This is a genomic window from Caulobacter sp. Root1455 (assembly GCF_001426905.1).
Classification (GTDB): Bacteria; Pseudomonadota; Alphaproteobacteria; order Caulobacterales; family Caulobacteraceae; genus Caulobacter.
Genome location: NZ_LMFQ01000021.1, coordinates 337,756 through 355,080 on the forward strand (window position 1 = coordinate 337,756; position 17,325 = coordinate 355,080).

The following is a 17,325-nucleotide window of genomic DNA, read 5'->3' on the forward strand; positions in this document are numbered from 1 at the left end:
AAAGTTAACTTAACGCCCCGTTGACCAAACGGCGGCAGGGTCGGCGGCATGACCGCCGGCTCGTCTTCCGTTCCCAGTCTCCAGGCCGCCCGCGCCATCCTCGGCGTCGCGCCCGGCGCCGACGAGCGCGAGCTGCGGGCCGCCTATCGCGAAGCCGCCAAGCGCGCCCATCCCGACCGCCCCGGCGGCGACGCGGCCCTGTTCCGCGACGTGCTGGCCGCCTACCGCCTGCTGCAGGACGCCCCGACGCGGCCGATCCATTTCCCGCCCGCCGTCGCCGAACCGGTCCGGGTCGAGCAGGCCACCCTGCGGATCGACGCCGCCCTGGCCTTCGCGGGCGGGTCGCTCGACCTGATGCTGGACGCCCGCAAGCTGCGCCTGACCCTGCCGGCCGGCCTGCGCGAGAACGACAAGGTCCGGGTCGAGAACGTGACCTTCCGCGTCGCGCTCGAGCATGATCCCGACGCCCTGGTGCGCGGCGGCGACCTGTGGCTGACCGCCCGCCTGGACGCCCGCGCCCTGGCCGAGGGCGGCCGGATCGAGGTGGCCACGGCGCTGGGTCCGCGCCTGGTCTGGATCTCGACCAAGGCCGCCGCCCGGGGCCTGGTGCGCCTGCCTGGCCAGGGCCTGCCAGCCCGCGGCCCGCACCGCGCCGGCGACCTGTTCCTGCGCCTGGAAGCCCTGGGCGACGGCGTCGAAAGCGCCGCCCGCTCGCAGCTGAAGCGCTTCGCGGCCGCCTGGGCGGCCTAGAGACCTTCCAAACACGCGTTTCACGGCCCTATGATCGCCCACGCCGCCGCGGAGCGGCCGGGAGGACGGATCATGACCCAGGAAGCCCTGCGCGTCCGGCGCGAAAAGATCGTTCGCGAGCACATGGCCGACGAGATCGATCACGCCTGGGACAAGGTGCTGGCGACCTTCCCCCACCCCCGCTACGAGATCATCGCCACCGGCGCCGTCCACGACGGCCGCCCCGATGTCGAGCGCTACTACACCACCTCGCGCCAGACCTTTCCGGACCAGCGCAACACCCTGCTGTCGCTGCGTCATGTCGACGACGGGATCGTGGTGGAGTTCATCCTGGAGGGCACGCAGCTGGGTCCGCTGGGTCCCCTGCCCGCCACCGGCCGGCCGTTCGCCTGCCAGATGACGGCCTTCTTCCTGTTCGAGGGCGAGACCCTGGTCTGCGAACGGATCTATTCCGACACCCTGACCATCGTGCGCCAGCTGCTGGGCGACATGACCCCGATGGAGGCGCTGGGCGCGCTGGTCGCGGCGGCGAAGGTGAAGACGGCTTGATCGATCTGTCATCCCGGACGAGCGCTTAGCGCGAAGATCCGGGACCGACGCCTGAGCGCCGCGTTCCAGGTCGGTCCCGGATCTCCGCTTCGCTGCGTCCGGGATGACAGGTCGGTGAAAAGGATCGCGCGCGATAAAAAATTCGGCCCCGCCCCTTGCTAATAGATCGTGCACGATTAAATCGTTCACTATCGAACAACGCCAAGGAGACAACCGATGTCCACCCTCTATCAAACCCGCGCCACGGCCACCGGCGGCCGCGAAGGCAAGGCCCGCAGCGAAGACGGTCTGCTGGACGTGCGACTGGCCCTGCCCAAGGCGCTGGGCGGCAACGGCCAGGGCACCAATCCCGAGCAGCTGTTCGCGGCCGGCTACGCCGCCTGCTTCCAGAGCGCCATGGCCCACGTGGCCCGCCAGCAGAAGATCGGCCTGACCGGCTCGACGGTGACCGGCGTCGTCGGCCTGGCCCCGCTGGAGGTCGGCTTCAAGCTGGAGGTCGCGCTGGAGGTCGAAACCCAGGGCCTGACCCAGGACGAAGCCGAAGCGCTGGTTGCGACGGCGCACAAGGTCTGTCCCTATTCCAACGCCACGCGCGGCAATGTCGACGTCGCGATCACCACAAAGGCCGTATGACTTCGAAGATTGAAAAGACCAGCGGCGAACCGGTCGAGGCCCTGCGCCTCGACCGTCAGCTGTGCTTCGCCCTCTACGGCGCCGCCAATCGGGTGACGCGGCTCTACCGGCCGCTGCTCGAGGCCCTGGGCCTGACCTATCCGCAGTACCTGGTCATGCTGGTGCTGTGGGAGGCCAGTCCCCGCACGGTCGGCGCCGTGGGCGAGGCGCTGGACCTGGAGTCCAGCACCCTGACCCCGCTGCTCAAGCGTCTGGAGACGCAAGGGCTGGTGGCGCGCGCCCGCGACCCCGAGGACGAGCGGCGGGTGATCGTCACCCTGACCGAAGCCGGCGCCGCCTTGCGCGACAAGGCCAAGGCCGTGCCCGAGCAGCTGTTCTGCAAGCTGAACATGCCGTTGGACGAGCTGGGCGACCTGCGCGAACGGCTAAAGGTCCTGGCGGTCTAGGGTGGATCAACGTTCAGCAGTTTGGCGGCTTGGTCAGTAAACCCTTCCTCCTTTCAACCGTCATTCCCGCCCTTGTGGCGGGAACCCCTGGTGCAGCTGACGGTGAGACGTCTTGGCGCGCCAGCGCGCCACACCCCTGCACGTGCGACCGGTAGAGGGGTTCCCGCCACAAGGGCGGGAATGACGGAGAGAAGGAAGGGCGTGTCTGAACGTCGATACGCCCTAGCCTTCGCCCTCGTCCTCGCCGGCGAAACCGTAGGGCTCTGCCGGCGGCAAGCAGCTGACCAGAACCTGGGCCGTCAGGCCCGGCTCGGCGACGATGGACGGCTGCTCGCCGAACACGGCCTCCCAAAGCTCGGCCAACGCCTGGTACGCGACATCGGGCACTCTACGCTCTCCTTACGAGAGACAATGCCGTTGAAGGTCAATGGGTTGCTGGTTAACGGCGCGCGCGGCTCCGCGCGCGCCGTCCGCCCCCTGCCCGCGCCGGTTCGCTTCCGAACCGAGGTTGGTCGCGCCCCAGCACAAGCCAGACTACCAGCCTAGGCGCGCCCCGGCGGCGCTGAAATGGAGCGAAACCCTCGAAGCGCGTCGGAACGCGGCCGAGGCCGCGACCGTCATTTCGACCAAGACGACCTGGGGCGGCCGCCCAGGGGACCGACTAGGGCGCGATGGTCAGTTCGAACGGGGTCGCCGGTAATCCGGTCCGTCCATAGAGATTGAGGATCGGGCTGTCGGCCCAGGCGAAGCGGACCCTGACCGGCGCGAAGCCGGCCGGGATCGTCAGCCGGACCTGGTCGCCGGCCAGGGCCGCGTCCGCGAAACGGCAGGCGCCGCCGGCGTCGCACAGCTCGAACCCGACCGGGCGGGCGTCGGCCTGGACCACCGCCGACTGGTCCAGCCGCACGACCACCGCATCCGCCGCCCGCGTCGCCGACAGCGGCGCGGGACCGGCCGCGACCAGGCCCGTCTCGCCATAGGCCAGCTTGCGCGCCAGCAGGGCCAGGCGGTGGCCGACCTGCTGCTTGTTGGCCGGATGGATGTCGTAGATGTCGCCGATGTCGACGGCCGAGGCGAGGCCGACCTTGGGATCGGCCGCGGCGGCCTGGCGCTGGGCGTCGCGAACCCCGGCCCAGCCGGACTCGGCCGGCGCGGTCTGGCGCGGTCCGAACGCGGCCAGCTGCACCACCAGGAACGGCAGGTCCGGAGCGTCGAACGACCGGCGCCAGTCGGCGACCAGGGCCGGCAGCAGGCGGCCATAGGCGGCCGGCTCGGCGACATTGGCCTCGCCCTGGTACCAGGCGAAACCCTTCAGGCCGTAGGGGATCAGCGGCGCGATCATGCCGTTGCGCAGGGTCGACAGGCCGCTGCTCCCCACCCACGGCGCCGTCGGCGGCAGACCGCTCTGGGCGATGGCGGTCGAGACCTTGTAGCGCCAGCTCGCGCCCAGCGGGGCGAACGAACCGTCGTCGAACTTCAGACCCTTCTGGGCCGCCGGTCCCCAGGCCCCGCCGCCGCCGCCGGCGTCGATGGCCCGCACGGCGATCAGGTTGGGACCGGCCCGCAGCACGCCCGGGGCGATCCTGTACGCGCGCGGCGTGTCCCAGCCCTGCGACGAACCGATCTCGCGGCCGTTGACGAAGGTGGTGTCCAGGTCGTCGATCGGGCCCAGCGACAGGGTCGCGCCCTGCCTGGCCTGCTTTTCGGTCAGGACGATCGTCGCCCGCAGCCAGATCGTGCCGTCGAAGGTCTCAAGGCCTGGGTTGGTCTCCCAGAACTGCTCGGCCGGCATGGTCTTCCAGTCGCGGTCGTCGAAGTCCGGGCGGCTCCAGGCCGCGGCCTGCGGCTCGACCTTGGCGGCCCAGCGGTCGAGCATGGCGGTCCACTGGGCCATGCCGACGTCCGGCGACCGGGCGTAGTCGGCCAGCACGGCTAGGCCTTCGTCATAGCCGCCCAGGGCGTGGAGACCCTCGCGGCTGATCCAGTCCTGGATGATCGAACCGCCCCAGGTGGCGTCGATCAGGCCGATCGGAACGCCGGTGGTCTTCTTGATCTCGCGGCCCATGAAGAAGCAGGCGGCGCTGAAATTGTTGGCCGACTCTGGGGTGGCCGGACGCCAGGCGGCCTCCTTGGGCAGGGCCGTGGTCGGATTGGGCAGGCTGACGCGGCCGGTCTGCAGCAGGCGGATGTCGGGGTCGGCCGCGTTGGCCGCCTCGGCCTCGCCGCCCAGCGACCGGCGCAGCGGATATTCCATGTTCGACTGGCCCGAGCACAGCCAGACGTCGCCGACCAGCAGGTCCGAGATGGTCTGGCGCTCGCCGCCGGCCTGGGTCGTCAGGGTCAGGGCCGCACCCGGTTCGCGGGCCGGAAAGGTCGTCGACCAGCGGCCTTCGGCATCCGCCGTCGCGCTGGCCTTGGCTTCGCCGAGCGACAGCTCGACGACCGCCCCCGGCCCGGCCGCGCCCCAGACCCGGATCGGCTGGCCGCGCTGCAGGACGGCGTGGTCGGTGAAGACCGGCGCCAGCAAGGGCGCGGCGGAGACAGTCGTGGCGATTGCGCTGACCGCGGTCGCCGCCAAAAGGCCAAGGATCTTCGAACGCATGGACATGACCTATCCCAAAATCCGCTCATCCCGGCGAATGCCGGGACCCAGATCCCATAACCGTGTGGCTGATTGGAGCAGCGCTGAGCTCATGGAGCCAGCACTCCGCCATGCCATCTGGGTCCCGGCATTCGCCGGGATGAGCGGAGACAAAGAGAACTATTTCGTAGCCTTCCCCGGACACACCGCGCCCGCCGGATCCGTCGTCAGCTTCACGCCCTGCAGCGTGACCACCAGCTTGCCGGCGGTCGACAGCGCGAACGGCGCGGTCACGGCCGTCACGTCGGTTCCCGCCGCCTGGAAGCACTTGAGCGACACCTTCAGGCTCTTCCACTCGCCGACCGGCGAGGCTTCGAGCACCGGGGTGACGTCCAGCTTGCCCGCCCCGATCGACAGGGTGACCGGCGCGGTCGGCTTTGCGTCCACGCGATAGTCGATCAGCAGGTCGATCTCGGCGTTGGTCTGGAACGACAGGTCGAAGGCCTTGTCGGCCGCCAGGGCCGCGGTGGCCGCGATGTCGCCGGAATAGGTCAGCTGGCGTCCGGCTTCCTGCACGTTGCCCGCGTCGACCGGACGAACCTGGACGGCCGTGGTCGGGGTCAGCTTGAACTCGAACGGCGCCGGCGTCTTGCCGCCGACGAAGTAGTTGCTGACGTTCTCGGTGGCGATCGTGAAGCCCGGCTTTTCGGACAGCGTCCCGACCCGGACCTTGGAGGCGTAGGTCAGGCCGTAGCCGTAGGCGAACTGCGGGTCGTAGCTCTTGTCGCCGCGGTTCAGCGTGAACTGGCCGGCGGTCTTGGGCCAGCTGAACGACAGCTTGCCGCGGAAGTCGGCGCGCGGCTTGCCCGCCTTGTCGCCGATCAGCACGTCGGCGATCCCGCCGCCTTCCGAGCCCGGCAGCCAGGCGGCCACGAAGGCGTCCGAGGCGTTGATCTCGGGGTTCACCCACAGCGGACGGCCCGACAGGAACACGCCCACCACCGGCACGCCGGCGGCCTTCAGCGTCTTCAGCAGGGCCTGGTCGGTCTTGTTTCCGGGCTGGTATTCCAGCGTCCTGATGTCGCCCACGCCCTCGGCGTAGGGCGTCTCGCCGAACACCACGATCGCGACGTCGGGCTTTTTCGCGAATGAACCGTCGACGCTGAGCGTCGCCGTGCCGCCCGAGGCCTCGACCGTCTCCTTCAGGCCCGAATAGATCGACTGGGCGTTGGGGAAGTCGGCCTTGGTGTTGCCCGTGCCCTGCCACGACAGGGTCCAGCCGCCGGCCTGCTGGCCGATGTCGTCGGCGCCCGAGCCGGCGACCAGGATGTCGGCGCTGGCCTTCACCGGCAGGACGCCGTTGTTCTTCAGCAGCACCAGCGACTCGCGCACCGCCTGGCGGGCGATGGCGCGGTGCTCGGCCGAGGCCATCAGCGCTTCCTTACCTTCCAGCGGACGCGCCTGCTGGAACAGGCCCATCTTGGCCTTCACGCGCAGGATGCGGCGCACGGCGTCGTCGATGCGGGCCATCGGGATCTCGCCCGACTTGGCCTGGGCAACGGTGTTGTCGAACAGGTCCTTCCAGCTGTCGGGCGCCATGTACATGTCCAGGCCGGCGTTGGCGGCCTGCGGGCAGTTCTTGGGCGTGCAGCCGGCCACCTGGCCGTGGCCGTTCCAGTCGCCGACCACGAAGCCGTCGAAGCCCATCCTGCCCTTCAGCACGTCGGTCAGCAGGCTCTTGTTGCCGTGCATCTTCTCGCCGTTCCAGCTGTTGAACGACGCCATGATGGTCATGGTCCCGGCGTTGACGGCCGGCACATAGCCCTGGGCGTGCAGGCGGATCAGCTCGGCCTCGGAGACCTGGGTGTCGCCCTGGTCCTTGCCGTTGTGGGTGCCGCCGTCGCCGAGGAAGTGCTTGGCGCTGGCCGCGACGTGCCCCTGCTGGATGACGCCACCTTGGCTCACCGCGCCCTGCAGGCCCAGGATCATCTGGCCGGCGTAGGAACGGACGATCTCGGGATCTTCCGAATAGCCTTCGTAGGTCCGGCCCCAGCGGTCGTCGCGCGGCACGGTCAGGGTCGGGCCGAACGCCCAGTCAAAGCCGCTGGCGGCGGTTTCCTGCGCGGTGGCCGCGCCGATCTTGCGGATCAGCTCGGGATCGCGCGTCGCGCCCAGGCCGATGTTGTGCGGGAAGAGCGTGGCGCCGACGGCGTTGCCGTGGCCGTGGACCGAATCGATGCCGAACATCAGCGGGATCCGCGTGCCGCCCTCGCGCTGCGCGGCGGCGGCCCGGAAGGCCTTCACCGATTCGACCCACGGGCCGATCGGCGAGCGGTCCGGCGCGCCCAGCGGCGGCGAGCTGCCGCCGGCCAGGATCGAGCCCAGGGGATAGGTCTTCAGGTCTTCGGGCTTCACCGAGCCGATGTCGCCCTGGATCATCTGGCCGACCTTCTCCTCGAGGGTCAGCTTGGCCAGCAGGGAGTCGACGAAGGCCTCGGTCTGGGGATCCACCAGGCCCTGGCTCTTGGCGGCGGGCCACAGGGCGGGATGGGCGGTGCTCTTGGTGTCGGCGGCGGACGCCGCGCCGTTCACGACAGTGGTCGTCAGAAGGGTGGTCGCCAGCAACGCGGCGCAGAAGGCCTTGGTGTTCATAACTCCCCACATTTTATCGTTGAATTCCGACAGCGTTGTCAGTCGCACGCCGACGCAGCCGGAGCAATCTACACGCCCTCATTGGTACCGGTATCTAAAAGCTCGACGGCGATCCATACACGGTCTAATTTGTGTGACAAATAGAAACGCCCATTGGGCGTCATGGGGGAGACGACATGCGGGGAATTGCGGCGAGTCTTGTGTCCGGCGCGGCCCTGGCGGCCCTGGCGGCAGGCCCGGTCGGCGCCGCCGAAAAGCGGCTTTCCTCCCCCGACGGCGCGCTCAGGATCACGGTCTCGGACAGCGACGGCCAGGCCCGTTACGCCGTCGCCTACAAGGGCCGCCCCCTGCTGGCGCCCTCCCCGCTGGGCCTGGCGCTCAGCGCCGGCGGCTCGCTGTCCCACGGCCTGAAGATCACCGGCGCCGTCCCGTCGGCCAGCGACACGACCTACGACCTGGTCGCGGGCAAGACCCGGACGGTCCGCGACCACTACAACCAGCTCAGCGTCGATTTCCAGGAGCCCGAGGGCGGCAAGCGCCGGCTGCGGGTGATCGTGCGGGCCTATGACGACGGCGTGGCCTTCCGCTACGTGCTGCCCCGGCAGGCGGGGCTCGAGACGGTCGACATCCGCAACGAGGAGACCCGCTTCGACTTCCCGGCCGACTACCGCTGCCGGGGCCTGAACCTGGGCAAGTTCGGGACCAGCCACGAGGGCGAGTTCGATCCGGTCCAGGCCTCGAAGCTCCGCGAGCACAATCTCTATGACGCGCCCCTGGTCTGCGAGGGCGGGGGCAAGGACGGAGGCGCCGCCTTCGCGATCGCCGAGGCGGACCTGAAGGACTATGCGGGCCTCTACCTGACCGGCCGCGGCGACGGCGGGCTGGGCGTGCAGGTCAAGCTGTCGCCCAGGCTGGACGAGCCGCGCATCGCCGTGCGCGGCAAGCCCGGCGCCGACATCGTCTCGTCCTGGCGGGTGGTCATGGTCGCGCCGACCGCCGGCAAGCTGATCGAGAGCAACCTCGTCGCCACCCTCAACCCGCCGACCACCCTGGCCGACACCCGCTGGATCAAGCCCGGCAAGGCCGCCTGGGACTGGTGGAACGGACCGGTCGTGTCGGGCGTGCCCAAGGCTGGGATGAACGACGCCACGATCAAGGCCTATGTCGACTTCGCGGCCGCCAACGGCCTGGACTACATGCTAATCGACGACGGCTGGTACAGGAACAGCGGCGGGGCCGGCACGGTGAAGCCGGGCGCCGACATCACCAAGACCATCCCCGAGATCGACATGCCCGGCCTCGTCGCCTACGCGGCCGAACGCAAGGTCGGCCTGTGGGTCTGGGCCCACTGGAAGTCGATGGACGACCAGATGGACGAGGCCCTGGCCCTCTATGAGAGGTGGGGCCTGAAGGGGATCAAGGTCGACTTCATGGACCGCGACGACCAGGCCATGGTCGACTACTACCACCGCCTGCTGACCAAGGCCGGCCAGCATCATCTGATGGTCGACCTGCACGGCGCCTATCACCCCACGGGCCTGACCCGCACCTATCCGCACTACCTGACCCAGGAAGGCGTGCTGGGCGCGGAGTACAACAAGTGGAGCCGGCGGATCACCGCCACCCACAACGTCACCCTGCCCTACACCCGCATGCTGCTGGGCCCGATGGACTACACGCCGGGCGGCTTCCGCAACGTGGCGCCGGCGGCGTTCAAGCCGCGCAACGACCTGCCGTTCGTACAGACAACGCGCGGTCAGGCCCTGGCCCTGTACGTGGTCTATGACAGCCCGTTCGGCCTGGTGTCCGACAGTCCCGACACCTACCGCGACAGCCCGGCCGGCCTGGACTTCGTCAGCGCGGCCCCGACCACCTGGGACGAAACCCGGTTCGTCGCCGGCGAGATCGGCCAGTCGATCGTGCTGGCCCGCCGCAAGGGCGCGGACTGGTGGATCGGCGCCATGACCAATGAGGCCGGACGGACCGTGAAGGTCCCGCTGGGCTTCCTGGGAACCGGCGCCTTCACCGCCGACATCCGCCAGGACGGCGCGGCGCCGACCGATCTCGCCGCCTCGAAGCGGACGGTGAAGGCCGGCGACGTCCTGACCCTCAAGCTCGCGCCCAGCGGCGGCGCGGCCGTCCATCTGACCCCCGCCCCCTAGACGGAAGTTCCCGCTTGTCCTCCTTCAAAACCCTCCTCGCCCTGGCCGCGGCCGCCGGCGCGCTGGCCCTGGCCGCGCCCGGCCTGGCCGCGCCGCCGGTGGCTCAGCCCTATAGCTGGAACACCGTCGAGGTGCTGGGCGGCGGCTTCGTCAGCGGGGTGGTCTATCACCCCACTGAAAAGGGGCTGGTCTATATCCGCACCGACATCGGCGGCGCCTATCGCCTGGACCGGGCGACCCGCCGCTGGATCGCCCTGAACGACGACCTCAAGCGCGCCGACGGCCAGCTGGCCGGAGCGCTGAGCCTGGCCGTCGATCCGCGCGACCCGAACCGGCTCTACATGGCGGCCGGCGAATATACCGGGCCCAATGCGCGCGGCGGCGCGGTGCTGCGCTCCACCGACCGGGGCGCGACCTGGCTGAAGACCGAGCTGCCGGTCAAGATCGGCGGCAACGAGGACGGCCGCAACACCGGCGAGCGGCTGATGGTCGATCCCGCCCAGGGCGCGGTGCTGTTCCTGGGCGCCAAGGACGGCCTCTATCGCAGCGCCGACCACGGCGAGACCTGGTCGCGGGTCGAGGGCTTTCCGCGCGTCCACGTCACGCTGACGGCCTTCGACCCCGTCGAGAAGACCAGGACCGGCGAAACGGCGATCGTCTATGCCGGCTTCGCCACGGCGCCCAAGGACGGGATGAGCGGCGGCGGCTTGCTGGTCAGCACGGACGGCGGCAGGAGCTGGGGCCTGGTCAGCGGCCAGCCGAAGGGCCTGATCCCGCACCACCTGGCGCTGGACGCCAAGGGCGGGGTCTATGTCGCCTACGGCAATGGCCTCGGGCCCAACGGCGTGACCAACGGGGCGGTCTGGAAGATGGACCCCGACAGCGGGGCCTGGACCGACATCACCCCGATCAGGCCCGGCGGGGCCGACGTGTTCGGCTATGGCGGGCTCAGCCTGGACCCGGCCCATCCCGGCGTCGTCGTGGTCTCGACCCTCGACCGCTGGAACATGGGCGACGAGGTCTTCCGCAGCACCGACGGCGGCAAGAGCTGGAAGGGTCTGCGCGACAGGTCCGAGCACGACACCGGCGGCGCGCCCTGGGTGCGCGGCCTGGAGGCCAAGGCCGGCCGCGCCATGGGCCACTGGATCGGCGACATCGACATCGACCCGACCAATCCCGACGAGGCGATCTATGTCACCGGCTACGGCCTGTGGCGGACGCAGGACCTGACCGAGGCCGACCGCTCGGGCCGCACCCACTGGCGCTTCGACGACGAGGGGCTGGAGGAGACGGTGGCCCTGGAGTTGGTCTCGCCTCCCAACGGAGCCCCCCTGATCAGCACGATCGGCGACATCGGCGGCTTCCGCCACGACGACCTGAACAGCGCGGCCCGCAGCCGCTATTTCGACCCGCACGGCGGCACCAATCGCGGCCTCGACTACGCCGAATTGGAGCCCAGCATTCTTGTTCGAACAAGCGACCCGACGCCGACCGCCGGTTTCCGCTCGACCGACGGTGGCAAGACCTGGAAGGCCTTCGCCGCCTCGCCGCCGCGCGACGCCCACATCCACACCGGCCGCATCGCCCTGTCGGCCGACGGCCAGCGGATGGTCTGGGCCATGCGCAACGCCGTTCCTTACGTCTCCAGCGACGACGGCAGGACTTGGCGGCCCGTGCAGGGCGTCACCAAGTCCGAGCGCCCCGACTTCACCCCGGCCTCGGACCGGGTGAACCCGCTACGGTTCTACGTCTATGACGCGGCCCAGGGCGCGGTGCTGGCCAGCGCCGACGGCGGCGAAACGTTCAAGGTCACGGCCCGCGACCTGCCGAGGGGCGGCCCGCTGAAGGCCGTCCCCGGCGTCGAGGGCGAGCTGTGGCTGCCCACCGCCCAGGGCCTGATGCGCTCGACCGACGGCGGCGCCGGCTTCAAGGCCGTCAGCGGCGTCGGCGACGCGGGCCTGGTCGGGTTCGGCAAGGCCGCGCCGGGCCAGACCCATCCGGCGGTGTTCGTCTGGGGCAAGGTCGGCGGGGTCGAGGGCCTGTTCCGCTCCGACGACGTCGGCAAGACCTGGGTCAAGCTGCACGACGATCCCAAGGGGCCCCATTGGGGCTTCGCCGAGCTGCGGGCCCTGACCGGCGATCCGAACCGCTTCGGCCGCGTCTATCTCGGCGTCCACGGCCGAGGCATCCTCTACGGCGATCCGCAAGCAAACGCTTCGGCGCCTGTCCAGCCTTAGGGATCGTCATGAGCTTCAATCGCCGCGACCTGCTGAACCTCGGCGCCGGCCTGGCCGCCGCCTCCGCCACGCCCGCCCTCGCCGCCCCGAAAGGCGGCTTCCAGCCCAACTGGGAGTCGCTGGCCGACGGCTACAAGACCCCCGACTGGTTCCGCGACGCCAAGCTGGGGATCTGGTCGCACTGGGGCCCGCAATGCGTGCCCGAGTACGGCGACTGGTACGGCCGCCAGATGTATATCCAGGGCAATCCGGTCTACGAGCACCACGTCAAGACCTACGGCCACCCCACGACCTTCGGCTTCATGGAGTTCATCCCCCGCTGGAAGGCGCAGAACTGGGATCCGGAAGGCCTGATGAAGAAGTACCAGGCCGCCGGGGCGAAGTACTTCATGTCGATGGCCAACCACCACGACAACCTCGACATGTTCGCCAGCCGCCACCATGCCTGGAACACCCTGCGCGTCGGTCCGGGGCGGGACATCGTCGGGACCTGGGAGAAGGTCGCCCGCGCCCACGGCCTGCGCTTCGGCGTCTCCAACCACTCGGCCCATGCCTGGCACTGGTGGCAGACCGCCTACGGCTACGACGCCGAGGGCCCGCTGAAGGGCCGGCGCTACGACGCCTATCGACTGACCAAGGCCGACGGCAAGGGCAAGTGGTGGCAGGGGTTGGACCCGCAGGAGCTCTACACCGGCCGCAACATGCTGATCCCCGACGGGATCGACAGCATCAAGGCCGCCAACGCCTGGCACGACGCCCGTGACGGCGAGTGGATCGAAACCCCGCCGCCGAACAATCCGAGCTTCACCCAGAACTGGCTGGCGCGCCAGAACGACCTGGTCGACCGCTACCGGCCCGACCTGGTCTACTTCGACAACACCACCCTGCCGCTTGGCCAGGCCGGGCTGTCGGCCACCGCCCACTATTACAACCAGGCCCGCGCCTGGCGCGGCGCGACCGACGTGGTGGTGACCGGCAAGAAGCTCAGCCCTTTGCAACGCCGGGGCATCGTCGAGGACGTCGAGCGCGGCTTCTCCGACCGCCTGCGGTCCGAGCCCTGGCAGACCGACACCTGCATCGGCAACTGGCACTACGACCGCGGGCTCTACGACCGCGACGGCTACAAGAGCGCCAGGGACGTGATCCAGCGATTGGTCGACGTGGTCAGCAAGAACGGCTGCCTGCTGGTCTCGATCCCCATGCGCGGCGACGGCACGATCGACGACAAGGAGGAGAAGGTGCTGGAAGGCATGGCCGGCTGGATCGCCGTCAACGGCCCGGCGATCTACGCCTCGCGGCCCTGGCGAATCTATGGCGAGGGCCCGACGCGGCTGGTCGAGGGCGTGATGAACGAGGGTGACGCCAAGCCGTTCGAGGCCGCCGACATCCGGTTCACGACCAAGGCCGGCGACCTCTACGCCCTGCCGATGGCGTGGCCGGACGGCGAGCTGGTGATCGAGAGCCTGGCGACCTCCGGCCCGACCAGCGCGGGCGAGGTGCGGCGGGTGGAACTGCTGGGCTCGCCCGAGCCGCTGGCGTTCAAGCGGGATGGCAAGGGGTTGCGGGTGGTCTTGCCCAGGGCGCGACCGGCGTTCACGCCGGTGGTGAAGATCTCGGGGCCTGGGTTGGTGTAACCACTTGCCCCCGACGGGTCGCTTCGCGACCGTCTTCCCCCACAGGGGGAAGAGGAAGACGCGCGTCCTCCGCCCCCTGTGGGGGCGGACAGACCGCGAAGCGGTCAGGTGGGGGCAAGTGGGTGAGCCGCCGACGCATTGACGCTCTCTACGGCAACCTCCCAGACTGCCGGAAAAAGGAAACGCCAATGACCACCCTCGCCGGCCGCACGATCCTGATCACCGGCGCCTCCTCGGGCATCGGCGCCGCCTTCGCCCGGGCCGCCGCCGAGGCCGGGGCCAAGGTCGCCGCCGCCGCGCGCCGGGCCGACAAGCTGCAAACCCTCGTGGCCGAGATCACCGCCGCCGGCGGGACCGCCCAGGCCTTCGCCATGGACGTCGAGGACGAGGCCTCGGTCATCGCCGGTTACGACGCGGTCGAGGCCGCGTTCGGTGCGCCGGAGTCGGTGATCGCCAACGCCGGGATCAACATCGAGGGCTCGGCGCTGGACATCGCGATCGAGGACTTCGACAAGGTCCTGGCCGTCAACACCCGCGGCGTCTTCCTGACCGCCCGCGAAGGCGCGCGGCGGATGATCAGGGCCGGCAGCCCGGCCAGCGAGCGCGGCCGCATCGTGCTGGTGGCCTCGATCGGCGCGCACAAGGTGCTGCCGGGCCTGACCGCCTACGCCGCCTCCAAGGCCGCCACCGCCCACATGGGCAAGAGCCTGGCCCGCGAATGGGCGCGCAAGGGGATCAACGTCAACGTCCTATGCCCCGGCTACATCAAGACCGAGCTGAACGCGGCGTGGTTCGACAGCGAAGGCGGCCAAAAGCTGGTCTCGACCTTCCCGCGCAAGCGGCTGATGGAGACGAGCGACCTGGAGGCGATGGCGCTGTATCTCGCGTCCGACGAAGCGCGAGCGGTGACGGGGTCGGTGTTCACCGTCGATGACGGACAGTCGCTGTAAATCACCCTCTCCCGGAGGGGAGAAGGAGGGGCCCGCGCCGCAGGCGTGGGAGGATGAGGGGTGACGCCGTTGGCCGGAGCGCCGGCACGCCGGCAGACTCAGAATCCCCTCACCCTCCCACCGCTACGCGGTGGGCCCCTCCCTCTCCCCATGGGAGAGGGTTTCCGTCAGCGTCCCCACACTGTAGACCACCTGCCTCACCCAAGGAGCCTTCCATGCCCGACACCATCAAGCGCGGCGTCACCGTCGACCAGAAGCTGAAGGCTCATCGCTACCTGGCGACGCTGACCGCCGCCCGCGCCGCCGACGTGGCCAAGGCCGCCAAGGCCCGCCTGGCCAAGCATCCGACCGGCCGCGACGAAGCCATCGACGCCGCCTATGCCGACCTGAGCGCCAAACAGAAATAGACCCTAGCCCCGCGTCCGGCCGAACCGCGCCACCAGGTCGTAGGCTTCGCCCGGGAACAGCTGCCGCACCCAGGTGATCGGCGCGTCGGCGCGCCAGGTGCGGCGCTCGACCGCCAGCAGGGCGGTTCCAGGATCAAGCGCCATCAGCCCCGCCGTCGCCGCGTCGGCCCCGACGGCGCTGATGCGGTTCTCGGCCTCGGTCCACGGCACGTGGTGCAGCAGCCAGGCGCCGGGCGACTCGTCGGCGAAGTCCAGGTCGGCCGCCTCGGGCACGGCGGCCAGGCTGATCAGCCGGTCCTCCAGGGCGAACGGCCGATCGCCGGCGACATGCAGGCCGCGCAGCACCAGCAGCTCGCCGCCCGCCGCCAGGGCGATCTCCTCGACATCGCCGGCCTTGGCCTCGCGCCGCCGCCGGTCCAGCAGATCGAAACGGTAGGTCTCGCCGCGCGCCACGATCTCGGCCTGGATGTCGGGAATGTCGAGCACGGTGGAATGGACGCGCGGCCGGGCCACGAACGAGCCGGCGCGGCGACGGCGGACGATCAGCCCCTCTTCCGCCAAGGCCGACATCGCCTTGTTCACGGTCATCCGCGAACAGCCGAACTGGGCCATCAGCTCGGTCTCGGACGGAACCTTGCGGCCCGGCGTCCAGGCGCCCGAGCGGATCAGGTCCTCGATCTCGCCGCGAATGCGCTGGTGCAGCGTCGTCTCGTTCACGCTCAAGCCAGCACGCTCCCTCAAGACAGAATGGCCAAGGCCGTCCGATAGCGCGCCAGGATCGCCTCGCGCGCGTGGTGGCGTCCGCCGCTGACGACCTGCCGGCCGCCGCGCCAGACGCCGTCGACGGTCCCGTGTCGCCCGGCGAACACCCAGCTGTCCAGCAGGGCGTCGCCGTCGCGGCCGATCATCGCCGGATGGGCGCGGTCCAGGGTCACGAAGTCGGCCGCCCGCCCCCGGCGCAGGCCGCCGACCACGCCCAGGGCCTGAGCCCCGCCGCCGACCGCCGCGCGGAACAGCTCCCCGCCCGTCGAGCTGCCCGGCGCCTTGGCCAGCACGTTGCGGGCCCGCCGGGTCAGGCGCTGGGCGTATTCCAGGGTCCGCAGCTCCTCTGCCGCGTCGATCAGCACGTTGCTGTCCGAGCCGATCCCGAACGCCCCGCCGGCCGCCAGGTAGTCGTGGGCCGGGAAGACGCCGTCGCCCAGATTGGCCTCGGTGATCGGACACAGGCCCGCCACCGCGCCGCTCTTGGCCAGGCGCTCGGTCTCCGTGGCGTTCAGGTGGGTGGCGTGAACCAGGCACCAGCGCTTGTCGACGGGGGCGCTGTTCATCAGCCAGCGCACCGGCCGCGCGCCGGTGGCGGCCAGGCAGTCGTCGACCTCCTGGGTCTGCTCGGCGATGTGGATGTGGATCGGGTCGGCGCCGGCCAGCGGCAGGATCGCGGTCAGCTCTTCGCCGGTCACCGCCCGCAGGCTGTGGGGCGCGATCCCGACCACCGCGTCGGGCAGGCCGGCGACCGCCGCGCGGCTGGCCTCGATCAGCCGGCCGTAGCCGTCGACGTCATGGATGAACCGTCGCTGGCCCTCGCCGGGCGCGACGCCGCCGAAGCCGGCATGGGCGTAGAACACCGGCAGCAGGGTCAGGCCGATGCCCGTCTGGTCGGCCGCCGCCGCGATCCGCGCCGCCATCTCGGCGGGGTCGGCGTAGGGCGAGCCGTCCTTGTCGTGGTGCAGATAGTGGAACTCGCCGACCCGCGTCGAGCCGGTCTCCAGCATTTCCATGTAGGCGAGCGCCGCGATCGCCTGGACCTCGTCGGGACCCAGCCGGTCGACGAACCGGTACATCAGCTCGCGCCAGGTCCAGAAGCTGTCTCCGCCCCTTCCACTATTGGGCGGGCCGCGTGTCTCCGTAAGGCCGGCCATGGCGCGCTGAAAGGCGTGGCTGTGCAGGTTGGGCAGGCCGGGCAGGCATGGACCGTGGGCGACTTCGCCGGACTGGCGGGCGACGTCGGTGTCGATGCGGCTGATCACCCCGTCGGTGACCGTGAACCGCACGGCCTTGGCCCAGCCGTCGGCCAGCAGGGCCTGCTCGAACCACAGGGTCTGGGGACCGGCGGGCCGCGCGCGCTCGGGTTCGCGCTCCGGCGCGGGGGCGGGCGCGGCCTCGACCTCCCCCTCGGTCTTGGGGGGCGGCGTGTAGATCGGCTCGTCAGCCTCAGGTTCTGACGGAAACTCGTCGTCGGTCACTGGACAGTCCTCGGGTCGCGCGAATATGTCTATACATATTGAAGCCGTCGGCAAGAGACCGAACCGGCGTCGGGAGATCCC

14 protein-coding genes are annotated in these 17,325 nt (G+C 70.3%); 9 read left to right on the top strand and 5 right to left on the bottom strand.

The window, feature by feature from the left end; translation table 11 throughout:
• The first annotated feature begins 48 nt into the window (after positions 1-48).
• The 4 genes from ASD21_RS13745 to ASD21_RS13760 all read left to right on the top strand — a co-directional run bounded on the left by ASD21_RS13745 (position 49) and on the right by ASD21_RS13760 (position 2,378).
• Positions 49-750 (top strand): DnaJ domain-containing protein, encoded by a 702-nt coding sequence (locus ASD21_RS13745; protein WP_056442015.1) that lies wholly within the window; start codon positions 49-51, stop codon positions 748-750.
• 72 nt (positions 751-822) lie between these two features.
• Positions 823-1,299, top strand: a complete 477-nt coding sequence (locus ASD21_RS13750) for an ester cyclase (RefSeq protein ID WP_056442459.1) — start codon at positions 823-825, stop codon at positions 1,297-1,299.
• Between the two features lie 216 nt (positions 1,300-1,515).
• Complete coding sequence (locus ASD21_RS13755; protein WP_056442017.1) at positions 1,516-1,932, top strand: organic hydroperoxide resistance protein; 417 nt, start codon at positions 1,516-1,518, stop codon at positions 1,930-1,932.
• Entirely contained in the window at positions 1,929-2,378 is a 450-nt protein-coding gene (locus ASD21_RS13760; protein WP_056442020.1) for a MarR family winged helix-turn-helix transcriptional regulator, read from the top strand. The genes ASD21_RS13755 and ASD21_RS13760 overlap by 4 nt, the downstream gene beginning before the upstream one ends.
• 222 nt (positions 2,379-2,600) lie before the next feature.
• Here the strand turns inward: ASD21_RS13760 and ASD21_RS23955 are convergent, their stop codons facing one another.
• The 3 genes from ASD21_RS23955 to ASD21_RS13770 form a co-directional block, all read right to left on the bottom strand.
• The gene (locus tag ASD21_RS23955; protein WP_156390626.1) at positions 2,601-2,765 is read right to left on the bottom strand and encodes a hypothetical protein; all 165 of its coding nucleotides are present in this window, start codon (positions 2,763-2,765) and stop codon (positions 2,601-2,603) included.
• A gap of 274 nt (positions 2,766-3,039) precedes the next feature.
• On the bottom strand, positions 3,040-4,980 hold the full coding sequence (locus ASD21_RS13765; RefSeq protein WP_156398373.1) for a sialate O-acetylesterase: 1,941 nt from the start codon (positions 4,978-4,980) through the stop codon (positions 3,040-3,042).
• 159 nt (positions 4,981-5,139) lie between these two features.
• Complete coding sequence (locus tag ASD21_RS13770) at positions 5,140-7,623, bottom strand: glycoside hydrolase family 3 protein (RefSeq protein WP_162250237.1); 2,484 nt, start codon at positions 7,621-7,623, stop codon at positions 5,140-5,142.
• Positions 7,624-7,787: 164 nt separating this feature from the next.
• On the opposite strand from ASD21_RS13770, the gene ASD21_RS13775 reads away from it, so the two are divergent.
• The 5 genes from ASD21_RS13775 (at position 7,788) to ASD21_RS13795 (ending at position 15,001) form a co-directional block, all read left to right on the top strand.
• Entirely contained in the window at positions 7,788-9,773 is a 1,986-nt protein-coding gene (locus ASD21_RS13775) for a glycoside hydrolase family 97 protein (RefSeq protein ID WP_056442029.1), read from the top strand.
• A 14-nt stretch (positions 9,774-9,787) separates the two neighbouring features.
• A complete protein-coding gene (locus ASD21_RS13780) occupies positions 9,788-12,010 on the top strand; it encodes a sialidase family protein (protein WP_056442032.1) in 2,223 nt (740 codons plus the stop codon).
• A gap of 8 nt (positions 12,011-12,018) precedes the next feature.
• Positions 12,019-13,644 carry an alpha-L-fucosidase gene (locus tag ASD21_RS13785; RefSeq protein ID WP_056442035.1) on the top strand — a complete coding sequence of 542 codons (1,626 nt, stop codon included), beginning with the start codon at positions 12,019-12,021 and terminating at the stop codon, positions 13,642-13,644.
• 188 nt (positions 13,645-13,832) lie between these two features.
• Positions 13,833-14,594 (top strand): SDR family oxidoreductase, encoded by a 762-nt coding sequence (locus ASD21_RS13790; RefSeq protein ID WP_056442037.1) that lies wholly within the window; start codon positions 13,833-13,835, stop codon positions 14,592-14,594.
• Positions 14,595-14,809: 215 nt separating this feature from the next.
• Entirely contained in the window at positions 14,810-15,001 is a 192-nt protein-coding gene (locus tag ASD21_RS13795; RefSeq protein ID WP_056442039.1) for a hypothetical protein, read from the top strand.
• 3 nt (positions 15,002-15,004) lie between these two features.
• Here the strand turns inward: ASD21_RS13795 and hutC are convergent, their stop codons facing one another.
• Both hutC and ASD21_RS13805 read right to left on the bottom strand, forming a co-directional pair.
• A complete protein-coding gene (gene hutC, locus ASD21_RS13800) occupies positions 15,005-15,718 on the bottom strand; it encodes a histidine utilization repressor (RefSeq protein ID WP_156398386.1) in 714 nt (237 codons plus the stop codon).
• Between the two features lie 20 nt (positions 15,719-15,738).
• The gene (locus ASD21_RS13805) at positions 15,739-17,244 is read right to left on the bottom strand and encodes a formimidoylglutamate deiminase (RefSeq protein ID WP_082554760.1); all 1,506 of its coding nucleotides are present in this window, start codon (positions 17,242-17,244) and stop codon (positions 15,739-15,741) included.
• Positions 17,245-17,325: the final 81 nt, after the last annotated feature.